Origin of the sequence: Nonomuraea sp. CA-141351, from assembly GCF_050944675.1 — a bacterium.
Taxonomy (GTDB): domain Bacteria; phylum Actinomycetota; class Actinomycetes; order Streptosporangiales; family Streptosporangiaceae; genus Nonomuraea.
On the sequence record NZ_CP191982.1, the window covers coordinates 11,187,986 to 11,204,913 of the forward strand.

Here is a 16,928-nt window from a genome sequence, read left to right on the forward strand (position 1 = left end):
TTCAGTCCTTGTCCTTGCTCGGTTTGAGCCAGAACGGCACGGTGGGGCTGTCACCCCCGGAGCCGGAGCCGTTGCGGCTGCTGCGCAGCCAGAGCGGCGGGGCCTCGGAGGTGCGGGACGACGGCTCGTCGGAGCCGAAGATCCGCGGGCCCGGCGAGCCGCCGGACGCCCTCGAACCGCCACTCGGCCGGGGCCCGCCGCCGGACCTCGAGCCTCCGCCGGACGACCCGCCGCCCGAGCCTCCCGACCCGGAGCCGCCGAACAGCCCGCCGCCGGACCCGCGCGAGCGCGTGCCGCCCGACCGGGATCCGCCCGTGCCGCTGAACCGGGAGCCGCGTGACCCGCCGGACGAGCCGCCCCGGGACACCCAGCCACCACCGGACCCTCCGCCGAACCAACTGCCCGCCGAGCCACCGGACCCGCCCGAGCCGCCGGACGTGGCCGCCCCGGACGTGCCGGCCATCCGCGGGCCACCCGCCGCGGCACCGCGCGTGCGCGTGGGCGTGCCCAGGTTGAGCGGCGGCGCCGTGCCCCTGCGCGGCTCCAGCGGCGCCCTGGCGGCCCCCTTGCCGCCCTGCTGGTCGGTGTCCAGCGGCGCGGCCGTGGCCGGGATCCTGGCGCCCGTGGCAGCGCCCTCACCCTCCTCGGCGCGTACGCGGGCCTGCCCCGCGGTGGCCGCGGCCGTCGCCGCCGCTCCCGCCGGGTTGGCCATGCCGGCCGCCCTGATGAGCGGCTCGGCCTTGCGCAGCCCCCAGCGGCCGATCCTGGCCGAGGCGACCGGCGGCAGCGCGCCTGCCGAGCGCTCCAGCACGGACGAGCTCGCGGCCTCGCCGAGCATGCGGGTGGCGACCGTGTGGCCGCTGATGGAGGCGAACAGGTGCTGGAACGGCCTGCGGTAGAAGAACACCGCGATCGTCAGCAGGGCCATGAACAGCACCTGCATGCCCCATGGCATGGCCGTGGAGATGATCAGCGCGTACCCGTACACGAGGACGCTGAGCACCAGCGTGAGCACGGCCTGCCTGAGCAGCGTGCCGATGAGCATCTCCACCCAGCGCATGGCGACGATCCGGCCGCTGCCCGGATGCACGCCGATGAGCAGGAACACCGGCCCGAGTATCAGCAGCAGCAGGAAGCCCACCTTCAGCACCAGCAGCGAGACCGCCACCAGGAAGATGAGCAGGCCGGCCACGATGGCGGCGATGAACGCGCCGACGGCCACGCCGAGCCGGTTGGACCAGTCGCGGCCCGAGAAGACCGTGTAGACGGGGTCGTTCTTCAGCTTCTCCGCCAGCGAGGCGTACTCCGACTGGCGGGCCCCCACGTCGGGAGCCGGCTGGCCCGCCACGGCCCGCGGGACCGACTGCATCTCCAGCACCTTGCGGCCCCAGTCGCGCACGATGGGCTGCTGCGGGTCGGCGGTGCCGAACAGGCCCACCAGCCACGGCTTGCAGACCAGCGTGGACCACAGCGCGTCGGCGTTCTGGTCGACGCCCGGCGTGCCTGTCTGGCCGTACCCGCCGGGCTTGACCTCCGGCGCGGCCTGGCCGGGCGGTGGCAGGCAGGAGGCGCCGCCCGCGCCCGGCAGGCCGGAGAAGGCCGAGTTGACGACCTCGCCGGTCTTGTCCGTGACGACCTTGCCCAGGCCGGTGAAGTCGCCGGGACGGCTGAGGAACCAGACCGCCACGGTGACGGCCAGCACCATCCAGATCACGCCCTCGGCGGTCGTGGTGGCCCGCTTGCGGATCAGCCCGTACCAGGCCAGCCAGATGGCGCCGAGGATGACGACCGGCTGCAGGAACGGCCAGTACATGGCCTTGGAGAGGTTCGTGACGATGTCGTCGACGACGTCCTTGATCGCCTGGAGCGGTCCCTCGGTCGCCGCGGCCTGGTACGTGGTGATCGTCAGCCGGTCGACGGCCTTGGCCGCGGTGAAGATGCCGTTGGCCCACATGTTGCCGAGCACGGCGACGTAGTCGGAGCAGGTCAGGTCGTGGGTGTGCCAGAACTGGCCGCTCATGCCGAACTGGGAGTAGTTGGTGGTCGGCGCCTGCGCCGGACCCTGGGCGGGCGCCTGGATCAGGCCGTCCAGGCCGCCGCCGACCATCTCGGGGCTGAGCGGGCCCGACAGGTCACACGGGGCCGCGGCGGCCGGGACCGACAGGCCGCCCACCACGATGGGCACCACGAGGATGCCTGTGATGAGCGCGAGAGCCAGCGCGAGTCGTCGCGATAGCCGGATCTTCATGACCGTACCTCCTGCGCTCTGCTCACGCCCCCTTGAAGATCATCATGCCCGGCGCCGCCGGGTTTGTCGTGTGTCGGGTTCGTGTCGAGCCAACGGAGAAGTTCCTCGGAGATCAGGTCTACTCCGATTCGCCCCGCCCTGCCATCCAGATCGCGGAATACGCATTCGCCGTTTCCGAGCGAGCGCAGCACGGCCTTGTGCTCCTCCGACGGCTCCACCCCGAGCAGGGACATGACGTGGTCCACCTCCACCCGTTCGGTGGACCTGAACGCGAAGACGGACGACAGGCAGTTGGTCACCTGCTCGTTCAGCAGGTCTCCCGCGTTCTGCGAGACCAGCACGAGAGCGGTGTTGCGGGAGCGGCCCATCCGGCTGACCTCGGGCACCAGCTTGGCGCCCTCGGGCGTGGAGGTGATCGCCCACGCCTCGTCCAGGAAGATCGCCTTGGGGGCGCGCCGGTCGAGGCCGTTCATCAGCCTGCGCGCGAACTGCGAGACCAGGTAGAGCAGCGCCACGGACAACCGCTGCTCGTAGGAGTAGTCGTCCCTGGTCGTGGCCACGTCGGGCAGGGTGAGACCGCCCAGCGTGAACACGGTCGTCCACCCCTCGCTGTCGATCTGATCGCCGCCGGAGGGGTCGAAACAGAGCCTGGCCAGGTGCATCTCCGACATGGAGCGCAGCACGGCGCCCAGGTTCTTCGAGGCGGGGTCGCCGGCCTGCTCCAAGTAGTCGACGACCTTGCCGAGCGAGGGGTCGGGCGCGTTGGACACCGCGGCCACCGCCTGGATCATCGCCGACTCGCGCTCCTCCGACATGCGCGGGAGCAGCAACCGCAGCGTCTCGGTGGCCATGGTCTTCTTCGCCGCGATGTCGTCGCCGAACGAGAACGGGTCGAGCAGCCCCGGCGCCGCCGACCCCAGCGGGATGATCCGGGCCTTGCGGCCCCGCTTGTCCAGCAGCTGCACCAGCGACTCCGCGTCGCCCTTCGGGTCGATCACCGCGACCGTCACGCCCCTGAGCGCCATCTGGTAGATCATCAGCAGCGCGAGCGTGGTCTTGCCGCCGCCGGGCTCGCCGGTGATCGCGATGGCGGTCGGCCGGTTGCGGCTGGCGGCGAGCAGCGGATCGAAGTGCACGATGCTGCGGGCCCTGCCGACGGTCTCGCCGATGTACGGGCCGAGCCAGCCCTCCTTGCCGCCGTCGTCGAGCCGGTCGCCCAGGTCGACCGTGGCGGTGGCCATGCCGCCCGCGATCGTACGGAGCGGCTGCCGCTGGGCATAGGCGTTGACGCGCACCTTCTCGCCCGGCAGCGACTCGCTGAACAGCGAGAACTGGTCGCCCGTCGAGTTGACCACGTCGATGCCCATGTCGCGGTAGTGCTCGACGACCGCCTCGACGCGCTGCACGCAGATGTCCTCGGTGGGGGCCGACACGATCAGGCGGTGCCAGCCGTACACGAAGGGCAGCCGCTCCTTCGTGATGCCGTGCTCCAGCAGGCGGGCCGCGTCGATCTGCTCGGCCAGCGCGAGCGGCGCCTCCGCGCCGGCCTCGCGGATGTGGTGGTCCATGTCGCGGGCGTGCGCGAGCTTACGCGCGACGTCCTTGGACGCCTTGACCGGCGGAATGAGCCGCATCCGCGACGAGATCTCCACAGGGAACGGGAGCTGGTCGGCGAAGTGCATCCACGGCTCGCCGTCGGGGAACGGCATGAGGTCGGGGAAGCGTGCGAACGACATGTGGGCCACGTACGAGTCGCCCTGCGGCTGCACGATGCGCAGCAGCGACCTGCCGTTGTGGATCTCCCCCTCGACCAGCGACTCGATCTCGCCCCTGCCCCAGCGCCGCTTCGGACTGGCCGACGGCGGCGGGTCGCCGAGCGCGCCCGCGGCCGCGTGCTGGAACAACCACGCCACCTCGACAGAGGTGGCGTGCCTGGCGTAGAGGGCGCTGGATGAGAGTGCTCTGCCGAGGCGTTCGGCGGACTCGGTCCACCGCCCGATCTCGCTGTCGGGCACGTGGTCGTCCTCCATGCCGAGCGCCTTCTCGGTCTTCTGGTAGAAGCCGAAGAGCTGGGCGAGCACGCCGTCGCCGAGTTGCTTGCCGCGTGGGCCGAGCCGTACGCCGAGGTAGACCTCCTTGGACCAGAAGTCCTTCGCCCAGACGTGCCGGTACATCTCCTCCAGGTAGTCGCGCCAGCCGGACCCCTCGTCGGACGTGGCGTTGAGCGCCATGGCCCACTCCGCCGCGGGGTACGTGCGGTGCGCGACCCTCAGGTGGACCTCCGCGTCGGGCATCCTGATCGCGGCCAGCGCGATCGTGATGTTGGTGGCCAGCGCCTCGCGCTCCTCCGGGGTGACGAACTCGTAGCTGACCGTCGGGAGGCGGAAGTACGCCCATGCGCTGGTGTCCGTGAGCAGGATGCGGTCGTCGAAATAGCGGACCGCGAGGCGCTGGTGCGCTCGTGACGCCCTGCTCATGCCGCCCCCTCGGCGCATGAACGGGCCAGACCTGCTCGCTTGTTCACTTATCGCTCACCGATTCTCGTGCCCGGGGGGTCACTCGCCAACTCCTCTTCGCTCGGTCGGACGGTCTGTGCCTGTGCCGCGAAGCCCGCGACCACGACGCCGGCGAGGGCGAGGTAGGCCCGCCTACCGGCCGCGCGCAACTGCCCGGGGTCGACGACCTCCGCGCCGTCGGGCGCCAGGCCGTCCTCCCAGGGAACCCTGACGATGGCCCGGCACCTGCCCCTGGCCACCGACTCCGCCTGCTCGACGTCGGCCATCGAACGCCTGCTCACCCCGTTGACCACCATGACCGCGCGCCTGCGCAGGTCCGCGCAGCCGTGCCCGTCGAGCCACTCGTACGTCATCGCCACCGCCTCGGACGCCTCCTCGCTCGCGGGGACCACAAGGACGAGCTGGTCCGCGTACGGCAGCACCCTGGCCGCCAGCGCGGGGGCCGGGTCGATGACGGCGAGCTTGTAGTGGCGGTCGAGCAGGCGCATGGACTCGCCCAGCCGGTGGTCGGAGAAGAACGACCGGTCCGCCAGCCGCTGCTCGGCACCCGCGTCGGTGTCCGCGCTGATCACCTCGAGCCCCGAGGCGGTCCTCGTCGTGTACCCACGCATGGTGAGATACCCGCTGACGCGGTCGAGCCCGGACAGCAGCGAGGTGAGGGTTTCGGGCGTCTCCGGCTGGATCTTGCTGGTCAGGGTGCTGCCGCCGGTGTTGGCGTCGACGGCCACCACCCTGTCGTCGCGGTATGTGGCGAAGGTGTGGCCGAGCATGAGCGCCGTCGTGCTCTGACCCGCGCCGCCGGTGCAGCCCAGGACCACGATCCTGCGGCTGCCGCTGAACACGCCCCTGGCCCTGGCCTCGTCGATCTCGGACCCGTCGGTCCGCACCCCGCCCCCGCCGACGACCACCTGAGCGATCCTCCGCCACCCGCCGGAGTCGCGTCCCACCACGGACTCGACCCGCCGCACCCGACCCTCACCGGGCCGGGGCACAGGCACGGGTGCGACAAGCCCACCGGCGCCGTCACGAGCCGCCACACCCCGATCACTACCGGACCTGGCCGCCGGCTCCACCCGCTCAGCACCGCTACCGGCGACCGGCCCACGCCGCTCGCCACCGCCACCCGCCGCCGCAGGCCGCCCAGCACCGCTACCGGCCGCCGGCCCACGCCGCTCAGCACCGCCACCCGCCGCCGCACGCCGCTCGCCACCACTATCCGCCGCAGGCCGCTCGGCGCCGCTACCGGCCGCCGGCGCACGCCGGTCAGCGTCGGGCGCAGACACACGCTCATCGCCACCGGAAACCGCCGCCGCGCCCCGGTCAGCGCCTGTGCCGGGTGCTGGTGCGACATGCTTGTCGCCCGTAACCGTCCTCGGCGCGCCACGGCCGCCCATGGGGGCCTGCCTGGCGCCGAGACGCCCGCCCGCACCCGACCCCTGCGCCGCGGGCCGCGTGTCCGGCACATCGCCGAGCGTCGGTGCGACCCGCTCTCCGTGCGGCGCGGGTCGATCCGGCCGCTCCCCACCCGCAGCGGGCTTCCGCACGTCGGCATCGCCCGACACCTCGGCGGCCTTCCGCACGTCAGCGTCACCCCGCACCTCGGCGGGCTTCCGCACGTCAGCGTCACCCACTGGCTCGACGGCCGCTTCGGCGTCCACATCACCCGCTGGCTCGGCGATCCCTTGAGGGGTGGCACTATCGGGCACCGCGGCAATGCCCTGCGGGACGCCACTCTCCGGCACGTCGCCCGGCCGCCGCGCCACGTCCTCCGGCGCATCGCCCGGCCGCGTTACCAGCGGCTCCGATTCGTCGCCGACGGCACCGGACCCGGGCGTATCCACGCCGCCGCGCGCGTCATCGGCCTTGCCATCCTGCTGCGGGTTGGCGGCGCCGATCGGGCCACCGACCACACCCAGAGCGCCCGACACGGTGCCAGGCGCGTCTGGCGCGTCGTCCCGCACATCCAGCGCGTCGCCCCTCATACCAGCTGTGCCACCCCGCACGCCAGCCGTGTCGTCCCGCATAGCGAGCGCATCGTCCCGCGTGGCGGGCGCGTCGCCCCGTGTGCCGGCCCTGTCGTCCCGCGCATCGAGCGCGTCGCCTCGCGTGTCCGGTGCGTCGGCCGTCGTGCTCGATGCGATGCCCGGCTGGGACGGGTCCTGTGTGTCGGGCGAATCAAGGGCGGCGGGGGCGGCCTCCGTTCGAGCGTGCTTGGGGGTGGCGGGGCGGGGCAGCGGCTTGGCGTTGGGGTTGAGAGGCGGCCAGACGCGCTTCGTGCCCGGTAGCACCATCGCCGGGCCCAGCCGGGGCGGCTGCCCCTTCCTGTGCTGGTCCCGCGCGACCTCGTCCTCGCGCCGCTCACCCTCCGGAGGACCCGCCTGGTCCGGAGGGGCGTCGGCGCTCGCCGCGAGCCTCCTCAGCCGCCGCAACGCCTCGGTGTCGATGGGCTTGCCGGCGGCGGGATTGCGACTCTCCCCCGTACGGCTCTCCCCCGTGTTGAGCGGCACGGCCGCCTCACGCGCGGTCGCCGCCTCATCGGGCGATCCATGTCCGAGTCCCTGTACGGCCTCCGCCCGGCCCGCGGCCTCCTGGCCCCGCGCCCCAGCGACCCCACCTCGCGCACCGGCGACCCCGTCCCGCGTACCGGTGACCTCGCCCCGCACCCTGGCGCCGGCCTCCCGGCCCCGCGCCTCGACAGCGGGCTCCTGCGCCGCGACATCGGCTCGGGCAGCGGGGGCGGCATCCCGCGGGCCACCACCCTCCTGAGGGGCCGCGCCGCCTCTTCCGCCACGCTTCCGAGTGACGGACTCACCATGTCCACCGCGCTCCCGTAGGGCGGCCTCTCCCACACCCCCACGCTCTCGAATGGGGGTCTCCGTCGCGCCCCCACGCTCGCGGACGGCCGCGCCCGTCGCGCCGCCGCGCTCCACCGTGGCGGCTTCCGTCGCCGCCCCCTCGTGGGTCGCGACCAGCGGCGTCTCCTCGCGGCGTCCAGAGCCGCCTGGAAGGGCCTCCTCGCGCCGCAACGCACCCGCCTTGGACCCCGGTGCCGGGGGCGGTGCCGCCTGGCGTGTCCGGGCCTTGAGAGCGGGCGCCGTGCCGCGGCGGGTGCCCCAGCGGCCGGTGGTCGGCTCCGCCACGGGAGCCTGGGAGGCGGCGGCAGCCGCGGCCGCGACCGCGGGGCGGACCTGGCGGGGACCGGCGATGCGCTGGCCCTCGCGCCGCCGCTGCGGCTGGCGGGCCTTGCGGGGCGCCTTCGACTTGGCCCTGGCGGGCACGGTGCGCCAGACGCGGGCGGAGAATGTGATCGTCTCGGGCTCCGACATGGGCGCGAGGCGGTACCACGCCTTCGGCTGGCCCAGGTAGCGGAGCTGGGACTCGAGGAGCTCAGTGAGCCGCTTGCCCTCGATGACGGGACGGGTAGACAACCACGTCACGATCCCCGGCGGCACGAGGAACAGCACGTGCCAGGGCATCTCCACCGGCACGCCCACAAGGACCAGCAGGAGCGACCACGGGACGAACACGCCGACGAACACGCCGATCCAGACGATCGGCAGCGGCATCGGCAGCCGTAGGTCGTACAGCTTGTAGAGGCGCTTCTCGATCCGCCAGATGTTCGTATACGTGGGCAGGTCCACGTCGGTCCTCCTCTCCACCCGCTCGTTCATGACCGCCGGGGAGCGGTCTCAACCCTCACTTGATGCCCAGTGCGCCCGCGATCGCCTTGGCCGTCACTTCGATGATGTTGGGAACGTAGAAGATCACACCGATGGCCACAGCCAGTATGAGGAACTGCACGAATCGCGTGATCTCACGGGTGAAGAGGAAGAAGAGCGCGACCACGGAGACGACGACGAGGAACAAAGGGGCGAAGAACCCGCGCAGCATGTTGGCGAGCCCTCCGGTGTCCAGGCCGGTCGGCGCCGGCGACGGCGACATCTCGATCAAGGCGAGCACTACGGTCTTCAAGGTCACTTCTTGTCCTCCCGGGGGGTATCGATCAGCAGCGCGGCCGTGCCTCTATCCAACGACCCGACCGGCGCCGCGGATGTCGGCGACGAACCACTTGTCGCCCTGCTTCTCGACGGTCAGCCGGTAGGCCATCTCGAGCGTGCCTCCCACTGCTGCCGGATCGGTGGCATCGGGGGTGGCGGGCGTCTCGCTGCTCGGCACGACCCACACCACGACCGCCTGGATCTCTCGTGTGGCACCCCCCACAGGCACCACGACCTTCTTCAGCTCCTTGAACGTGAACGTGCCGCCGAAGCTCGGCAGGGTCTCGCCGGCGGCGACGTAGCGCTGCAGGCCGGCGGTGTCACCGAGGGCGTAGTCGGTGAAGAAGCCCTTCAGCTGCTCCTTGAGCTCGCTCGCGGTCGCCTCGTCGGTCTCCGGCGCGGCCAGTTGCGGCACGTCGGCCGGGCCGGGAGCGGGCAGGACCGCGGGGCGGCCGACGACCGCGAACCTGCCGCCGGCGTCGGCGCCCGAGTAGTAGACCGGGACGGACAGCATCAGCCTGCGCGGGCCTGACTGGAAGGCCACGCTCACCACCGCGTTGTGGGCGTCGCTCGCCTCGATGTCGTACGGCTGGATGGCGACGGCCGCGAGCTTTCCGTAGCCGTCCCATCCCATTTGCGGGTCCATGCCCTCTGCGAGGAACGCGGCGAGCTTGCGCGACCTGCTGGCCGCGTCTTCCGGGCTGAAATTGAGATAGACCCCGGCGAACTGGGCGGCGAAAGCCATGCCCCGGTCGGCGGGAAATCCATGATGAGCAGGGGTAACGGCATTAGGCGTCGCACTCTCTTGCTGGGTAAATCGCTCAAATGGGGCACGAACCCCATTCACTGCGATAACCACAATAAGCGCCCAGAGAACGATGCGGCCGACCCATACCAGCCACCGTCCGCCGCCGCCCGACCAGCCGCCGCGCCGCGGCCTGCTGGGCGGCGGCGCGTCGAAGTCAGCTGTGTCGAGGCGCGCGGAAAGCTCGGGGTCGCCAGCGATCCGAGGATCGTGCTGGACGGTAGACCTACGAGCCATCACGCCTCCGCTCGCGCCGATCCCCCCGGCTGGCGCGGTGTCGTCCGTTGCCGATCCCCATCATCCGCGGTGAAGTAGTCACCCTATCCGGTCTCCGCCATTGTTCCAGGAAAGCCACGCCCATGCTGCGGCATGACCGACCTGACGGCAAACCGGATCGGACGGCAGGCGTCATTGCCGATTCCTGTCAGTTCCCAGTGGAATCGGCTTTTGACCAGGCCAGACGCCTGAAATCGCATAGCGCGACAGTCACGGATACCTGTCCAACAGGGATGGACTCTCGCGACCTGCGGATTTGGTATGGATCGCAAGGCGGCCCCGGCCCGTCAGGCGGGCTCCGGGTCCTGTGTGGGCCGCGACTGCCGCCTGCTGTGCAGGTCCACGACCGTCGGCTGCACCGCCCGCTCCAGGGAGCCGCGCAGGTCGGCCAGCATCGCGGCGGCATCACGTTCACGCATGCGCGTCGCCATCTCGTTGCGCTCGTCGACCTTCCTGCGGAGGTACGCCTCGCGGTTTACGCGCAGGCCGTACATGAGCTCGACCCTGATCAGGGCCAGCTCCTCCTCGAGGCTGATGCCCGCGAGCGTGGGCGCTGGACGTCGTTTCCGGATGATGCGACGGATCATTGAGGGCCTCCCGAGTCAGCGTGAACGCCGTGACGATTCGACGCGCGGGGTCCCAAAGTGGTTGACGCATCAGTTTTCCCGGCATCAGACGTCATACCGACTCCCGGGATCAGACGCCTGAGGGGGCTTCACCGCCGTCCACCGTCGGTAACTTAGCGTAGCGAATGACAGCGCTACGTGATTGGACCCGAGGGAATGTGGGAACGGCGAGCCCCACTCCGGCTGCGGCGCTCAGACGTTGAAGCGGAACTCCACCACGTCGCCGTCCTGCATGACGTAGTCCTTGCCCTCGACGCGCGCCTTGCCCGCCGCGCGGGCGCTGGCGATGGAGCCCGTCTCGACCAGGTCGTCGAAGGAGACGACCTCGGCCTTGATGAAGCCTCGCTGGAAGTCGGTGTGGATCACACCGGCCGCCTCAGGCGCGGTGGCGCCCTTGCGAATCGTCCAGGCCCTGCTCTCCTTCGGCCCGGCCGTCAGGTAGGTCTGCAGGCCGAGCGTGTCGAAGCCGATCCTGGCGAGTTGCCGCAGCCCCGACTCCTCCTGGCCGACGGACTGGAGCAGCTCCAGCGCCTCCTCCTCGTCGAGCTCGACCAGCTCCGACTCGATCTTGGCGTCCATGAAGACCGCCTCGGCGGGCGCGACCAGCGTGGACAGCTGCTCCCTGAGCGCGGTGTCGGTCAGCTCGTCGGCGTCGAGGTTGAACACGTACAGGAACGGCTTGGCCGTCAGCAGGTGCAGGTCGCGGATCTCCTCGCGGTCGAGGCCGCTCTCGAAGATGGTCTTGCCGGTCTCCAGCACGCTCAGGGCGGCCTCAGCGGCCTCCAGCGCGACCTTCTTGTCCTTGTTGTTGCGCGCCTCCTTCTGCAGGCGCGGGATGGCCTTCTCGACCGTCTGCAGGTCGGCCATGATCAACTCGGTGTTGATGGTCTCGATGTCGCGCTTGGGAGCGATCTCGCCGTCGACGTGCGTGACGTCGGGGTCGCTGAAGACCCGGACCACCTGGCAGATCGCGTCGGTCTCACGGATGTTGGCGAGGAACTGGTTGCCCCGGCCCTGCCCCTCGGAAGCCCCCTTGACCAGGCCCGCCACATCGAGGAACTCGACCTTGGCGGGCAGGATGCGGGCCGAGTTGAAGATCTCGGCCAGCTTGGGCAGACGGTCGTCGGGCACGCCCACGATGCCCACGTTCGGCTCGATGGTGGCGAACGGGTAGTTCGCGGCGAGCGCGTTGCCGGACTTCGTCAGCGCGTTGAAGAGCGTGGACTTGCCGACGTTGGGCAGACCGACGATACCGATGGAGAGACTCACGGTGCCCAAGTTTACGTGCTTCAGCGTAACGAGCGTGTCGGGCGGGAACGGGGCGCCGGAGTCCTGCAATCATCGATCGAGTGGACATCGTCTCGCTTCTCGTAGGTCTGGCCGCCGGTCTCCTCATCGGGTTCCTGGTGACCAGGACGCGGGCGGCGGTGCGGGTGGCCGAGGCCGACGCGCGGGCCAAGTCGGCCGCCGACAAGCTGGTCTACGTCGAGGAGCAGCTCGCCGAGCGTTTCCAGGCCCTGTCCACGCGCGCACTCGACGTCAACAACGTGCGATTCCTCGAGCTGGCCGAGACCAGGCTGGCGGCCACCCGAGCCGAGGCCGCGGGCGATCTGGAGCAGCGCAAGCAGGCCGTCGAGCACCTGGTGGAGCCGCTGAAGGACGCGCTGGCGCGGGTCGAGTCCCAGCTGCGCGACACCGAGTCCGGCCAGCGTGCGGCCCGTGCCGAGCTGGCCAAGCAGATGGAGTTCGTACGGCAGAGCCACGAGCAGTTGCGTTCGCAGACCACCGCCCTCGTCAGAGCCCTGCAACGGCCGGAGGCGCGCGGCAGGTGGGGCGAGCTCCAGTTGCGCAGGGTCGCCGAGATCGCCGGCATGCAGCGCCACTGCGACTTCGACGAGCAGGTCACGGAGGGCTCCATGCGCCCCGACATGGTCGTCAGGCTCGCCGGGGGCAAGAACATCGTGGTCGACTCCAAAGTCTCGCTGGCGGCCTATCTGGAGGCCGCTGAGGCGTCCGACGAGTCCCTCGCCTCGGTCAGGCTCGACGCCCACGCCAGGCACGTGCGCGAGCACATCGACCGGCTGGCGGCCAAGTCCTACTGGCAGGGGTTCAACCCGTCGCCGGAGTTCGTGGTGCTGTTCATCCCCGGCGAGGCGTTCCTGGCCCCGGCGCTCGAACGCGATCCCGGGCTGCTGGAATACGCCATGACGCGGCGGGTCCACATCGCCACGCCGACGACGTTGATCACGATGCTGCGCACCGCGCACTACGCCTGGCAGCAGGCCGCGCTGAGCGAGAACGCGCGGGCGGTGTTCGAGCTGGGCAAGGAGCTGTACGAGCGGCTGTCCTCCCTGGGCAGGAACGTCGACTCGCTCGGGAGGGCACTGACGCGAGCCGTGGAGGCGTACAACAAATCAGTCGGATCGCTCGAAAGCCGCGTCCTGGTCACCGCGCGCAAACTGCACGATCTGGGTGTCGTGGACCGTGATCTCGACTCGCCCGAGATGCTCGAGGACCTGCCCAGACCCCTGGCATCCCCGGAACTGCTGGAAACCTCACCTCTGCTTTCCCACTCCAACGGTAAGTTGGCCAACGGGTCGCAATAAATGGGGGTGGGGAGCATTGGGTGAGAAGAGGCGTTCCGCGGTCAGGCTGACCGCTCGCGGCGCCATCGCGCTCGCCCTGGTCTCCACCTTGGCGGGCTACGTGCTGACGGCGCTGCTCGACATCCCGTACATCGTGGGCGGGGCCTTCGTGCTGTCGAGCCTGCTCGGCGTGCTCCTGGTCAACCGGCGCGAGCTGCTGTCGCTGGTGGTGACGCCGCCGCTGGTGTTCTTCTGCGCCACGCTCTTCGTCGAGCTCGGGCGCGCGTTCGGCTCGGTGTCGATCGTGCAGTCGCTGGCGCTGGGCCTCTACACGTCACTGACCAGCGGCGCGCCGTGGCTGTTCGCGGGCTCGGCCGTCGTGCTGGGGGTCGCCTGGAGGCGCGGGCTGCGCGACAACGTACGCGACCTCCGGGAAGAGCTGAAGGCGGGCGCGGAGGTGCCGCGCCCGCGTCAGACGTTCGTGCCGGAGCCGGAGGGCTACTTCGAGCCCAAGGTGTACGGGACGCCGCGCGGGGACGACTAGGACACCCGCAGGTCCTTGCGCAGCTCGTGGGGCAGGGCGAAGCGCATGCTCTCCTGCACCGACTCGACCTCCGTCACGTCGTCGAACCCGTGCTGGGCCAGCCGCGCCAGCACCTCCTCGACCAGCTCTTCCGGGACGGACGCGCCGCTGGTGACGCCGACCGTGGTGACGCCTTCGAGCCACTCGTCGCGGATGAAGGCGGCGTTGTCGACCAGGTACGACGCCTCCGCGCCGTAGTCCTTGGCCACCTCGACCAGGCGCTTGGAGTTGGAGGAGTTTTCCGAGCCGACCACGATGACGAGCTGCGCCTCGGCGGCGATCTCCTTGACCGCCACCTGCCGGTTTTGCGTGGCGTAGCAGATGTCGTCGCTCGGCGGGTCGATCAGCGTGGGGAAGCGCTCCTTGAGCCGGGACACCGTCTCGGTGGTCTCGTCGACCGACAGCGTGGTCTGCGACAGCCACACCAGCTTGCTCGGGTCCTTCACCTGCACCCTGTCGACCGAGTCGAGCCCGTCCACGAGCTGGATGTGGTCAGGGGCCTCTCCCGAGGTGCCCTCGACCTCCTCGTGGCCCTCGTGCCCGATCAGGAGGATGTCGTAGTCCTGGCTCGCGAACCGCTTGGCCTCGTTGTGCACCTTGGTGACCAGCGGGCAGGTGGCGTCGATGGTGCGCAGCCCGCGCTGCTCGGCCTCCTGGTGCACGGCCGGGGAAACGCCGTGGGCCGAGAACACCACGATCTCGCCCTCTGGCACCTCATCGGTCTCGTCGACGAAGATGGCGCCCCTGGCTTCGAGCGTCTTGACGACGTGGGTGTTGTGGACGATCTGCTTACGTACATAGATCGGCGCACCATACTGCTCCAGTGCCTTCTCGACCGCTACCACGGCTCGATCGACTCCGGCGCAGTAGCCGCGCGGCTTGGCTACGAGTACTCGGCGGGAAGTAGGGGTCTGGGGCTCCATACTTTCTATGCTACGTGGAGCGGCCATCAGGCCCGCGCGTGCGTGGTTGCCCGCGGTTTGCCAGACTAGCCGTCCAATACTGACCTCCCAGGGAGACGTCATGTCCCTCAGCGACGTGATACGCAACATCGCAAAGACCGTCACCAACAAGGATGAGCTGAAGGAAAAGGCCAAGGACCTTCCGCTCCTCGTCATCCAGACCACGCTCAGCGCGGCCGGGCAGGCACTGCTGGTCGTGGACCGGGTGAAGAACTCCATCAAGAGCCTGGGCAACAAGGAGGAGCGCGAAGAGGAGGAGGCGTACGAGTCGCGTACCCCCGCCGCCGACCAGGTGGCCGCCGCTCCGGCAGCCGAGCAGGACAAGCCCGCCCGCAAGGAGCCGGTGATCTTCGCGCCGCGCCCCGGCTCGGCCGAGCCCAACGGCGTCGCCATGACCAAGCCCGACCCGGTCATCTTCACCCCGGCCGGCAAGTCCGAGTCCGCGGCCACCGCCAACCCCGAGACCTCCGCAGCTCCCAAGCCCGCCGTCGTGGAGGAGCCCGCGGCCGCCGCCGAGCCCAAGGCCACCGTCGTGGAGGAGGCCGCCGCCGAGCCCGAGGCCGCCCCCGCCGCCACGACCGCCGCCGAACCCACAGTCGCGGAGAAACCCGCCGTCGCGGAGAAGCCCGCCGAGGTCGAGGCGAAGGCCGCCGCCGTGGAGGAGCCCGCCGTCGTGGAGGAGACCCCCGCGGCCAAGCCGAAGGCCACCCGCAGGACCGCCAAGAAGCCCGCCGCGGCCAAGAAGCCGGCCAAGAAGCCGGCCGAGGAGCTCGCCGAGGAGCCCGCCGAGGAGCCCGTCGCCGCGCCGGAGCCCGCGGCTGCCGCCGAGCCGGCCTCCGCAGGCACCCCCGCTCCCGGGGACCTGGCCGAGCCGCTGCCCGGCTACTCCGAGCTGACCGTCGCGTCCCTGCGCGCCAGGATGCGGGGCAAGACCGCCGAGCAGATCGGCGACTTCCTCGCCTTCGAGAAGGCCACGAAGGATCGGCCCGAGGTGATCAAGATGTTCGAGAACCGCCTGGCGAAGCTGCAGGCCGGGGAATAGTCACACCGACCCCGTAGTCTTCGGGCATGACCGACAAGACCTCACCCGAGTCTCCCCTGCCGATCCGCACGGTCCTTCAGATGGTGGGCGGTTGGATCGGCAGACTCGGCACGGTCTGGGTCGAGGGCCAGATCACCGACCTCAGCGCGCGTGGTGGCACGGTGTTCATGACGCTGCGCGACCCGGTCGCCAACGTGTCGGCCAAGGTCACCACTCCGCGCGGCGTCTACGAAGCCGCCGTGCCGCGGCCGGCCGACGGCGCCAGGGTCGTGATGCAGGTCAAGCCCGACTTCTGGGTCAACAGAGGCTCGTTCGCCTTCACCGCGCTGGAGATCCGCCCGGTCGGCGTGGGCGAGCTGCTGGCCAGGCTGGAGCGGCTCAGGCAGCTGCTGGCGACCGAGGGGCTGTTCAACGCCGACAGGAAGCGGCGGCTGCCGTTCCTGCCAGGCACGATCGGGCTCATCTGCGGCCGCGACTCCGCGGCCGAGCGCGACGTGCTGGAAAACTCCCGCAGGCGCTGGCCCGCCGTGCGGTTCAAGGTCGAGGAGGTGGCCGTCCAGGGCCCATACGCGGTGGGCGAGGTGACCGAGGCGCTGCGCAAGCTCGACGCCGACTCCTCGGTCGACGTGATCGTCATCGCCCGCGGCGGCGGCTCGCTGGAGGACCTCCTGCCGTTCTCCGACGAGACGCTCGTACGCTCGGTGGCCGCCTGCCGCACCCCCGTGGTGAGCGCCATCGGCCACGAGCAGGACAGCCCGCTGCTCGACCTGGTGGCCGACGTGCGCGCCTCCACTCCCACAGACGCCGCCAAGAAGGTCGTGCCCGACGTCGGCGAGCAGCTCACACTGGTGCGCCAGCTCCGCGACCGGGGCCGCAGAGTGATGAGCGGCTGGCTCGACCGGGAGATGTCCTGGCTCACCTCGGTGCGCTCGCGGCCCTCGCTGGCCGACCCGGTGCGCGAGCTGGAGCGCCATGCCGAGCAGGTCGAGTCGCTGCGCGACCGGGCCAGGCGCTCGCTGTCCGGCTCGCTCGACCGGGCCTCCGACGACCTCACCCACCTGCGTGCCCGCCTGATCGCGCTGTCCCCCGCGGCCACGCTGGAGCGCGGCTACGCGATCGTGCAGCACCCCTCGGGCGAGGTGGTGCGCCTGGCCAAGGACGTCTCCCCTGGCTCCCTGCTGACGATCCGCCTGAGCGACGACCGGCTGACCGTGCGCGCGGAGGACACCGGCCGATCCGAGGGCACCTGAGCGATCCGGGGTCTACGTTCGGCACATGAGAGGACTC

Annotated in this window: 12 protein-coding genes; 4 read left to right on the forward strand and 8 right to left on the reverse strand. The window is 70.9% G+C overall.

Annotation, left to right across the window (positions count from 1 at the left end; translation table 11 throughout):
• Position 1: 1 nt before the first annotated feature.
• From ACQPWU_RS52490 to ychF, 7 genes are all read right to left on the reverse strand, one after another.
• Positions 2 to 2,248 carry a type IV secretion system protein gene (locus ACQPWU_RS52490; protein WP_433434371.1) on the reverse strand — a complete coding sequence of 749 codons (2,247 nt, stop codon included), beginning with the start codon at positions 2,246 to 2,248 and terminating at the stop codon, positions 2 to 4.
• Entirely contained in the window at positions 2,245 to 4,725 is a 2,481-nt protein-coding gene (locus ACQPWU_RS52495) for an ATP-binding protein (protein WP_433434373.1), read from the reverse strand. The genes ACQPWU_RS52490 and ACQPWU_RS52495 overlap by 4 nt, the downstream gene beginning before the upstream one ends.
• Positions 4,726 to 4,772: 47 nt before the next feature.
• Positions 4,773 to 8,405 carry a TcpE family conjugal transfer membrane protein gene (locus ACQPWU_RS52500; protein ID WP_433434375.1) on the reverse strand — a complete coding sequence of 1,211 codons (3,633 nt, stop codon included), beginning with the start codon at positions 8,403 to 8,405 and terminating at the stop codon, positions 4,773 to 4,775.
• Positions 8,406 to 8,460: 55 nt separating this feature from the next.
• Complete coding sequence (locus ACQPWU_RS52505; RefSeq protein ID WP_433445520.1) at positions 8,461 to 8,706, reverse strand: hypothetical protein; 246 nt, start codon at positions 8,704 to 8,706, stop codon at positions 8,461 to 8,463.
• A gap of 81 nt (positions 8,707 to 8,787) precedes the next feature.
• Positions 8,788 to 9,507: a conjugal transfer protein gene (locus ACQPWU_RS52510; protein ID WP_433434377.1), complete on the reverse strand. Its 720-nt coding sequence runs from the start codon at positions 9,505 to 9,507 to the stop codon at positions 8,788 to 8,790.
• A gap of 623 nt (positions 9,508 to 10,130) precedes the next feature.
• On the reverse strand, positions 10,131 to 10,430 hold the full coding sequence (locus ACQPWU_RS52515) for a hypothetical protein (RefSeq protein ID WP_433434379.1): 300 nt from the start codon (positions 10,428 to 10,430) through the stop codon (positions 10,131 to 10,133).
• A gap of 231 nt (positions 10,431 to 10,661) precedes the next feature.
• Complete coding sequence (gene ychF / locus ACQPWU_RS52520) at positions 10,662 to 11,738, reverse strand: redox-regulated ATPase YchF (RefSeq protein WP_433434381.1); 1,077 nt, start codon at positions 11,736 to 11,738, stop codon at positions 10,662 to 10,664.
• A gap of 80 nt (positions 11,739 to 11,818) precedes the next feature.
• On the opposite strand from ychF, the gene rmuC reads away from it, so the two are divergent.
• Both rmuC and ACQPWU_RS52530 read left to right on the forward strand, forming a co-directional pair.
• Positions 11,819 to 13,075, forward strand: coding sequence for a DNA recombination protein RmuC (gene rmuC, locus ACQPWU_RS52525; RefSeq protein ID WP_433434383.1), 1,257 nt, complete (start codon positions 11,819 to 11,821; stop codon positions 13,073 to 13,075).
• Between the two features lie 16 nt (positions 13,076 to 13,091).
• The gene (locus ACQPWU_RS52530) at positions 13,092 to 13,598 is read left to right on the forward strand and encodes a DUF6542 domain-containing protein (protein WP_433434385.1); all 507 of its coding nucleotides are present in this window, start codon (positions 13,092 to 13,094) and stop codon (positions 13,596 to 13,598) included.
• Here the strand turns inward: ACQPWU_RS52530 and ACQPWU_RS52535 are convergent.
• Positions 13,595 to 14,560, reverse strand: coding sequence for a 4-hydroxy-3-methylbut-2-enyl diphosphate reductase (locus tag ACQPWU_RS52535; RefSeq protein ID WP_433434387.1), 966 nt, complete (start codon positions 14,558 to 14,560; stop codon positions 13,595 to 13,597). The two genes, ACQPWU_RS52530 and ACQPWU_RS52535, sit on opposite strands and share 4 nt — an antisense overlap.
• A 100-nt stretch (positions 14,561 to 14,660) precedes the next feature.
• Between ACQPWU_RS52535 and ACQPWU_RS52540 the strand changes: the two genes are divergently transcribed.
• Positions 14,661 to 15,641, forward strand: coding sequence for a hypothetical protein (locus tag ACQPWU_RS52540; RefSeq protein WP_433434389.1), 981 nt, complete (start codon positions 14,661 to 14,663; stop codon positions 15,639 to 15,641).
• Between the two features lie 26 nt (positions 15,642 to 15,667).
• A complete protein-coding gene (xseA, locus tag ACQPWU_RS52545) occupies positions 15,668 to 16,891 on the forward strand; it encodes an exodeoxyribonuclease VII large subunit (RefSeq protein ID WP_433434390.1) in 1,224 nt (407 codons plus the stop codon).
• The last annotated feature ends 37 nt before the right edge of the window (positions 16,892 to 16,928 follow it).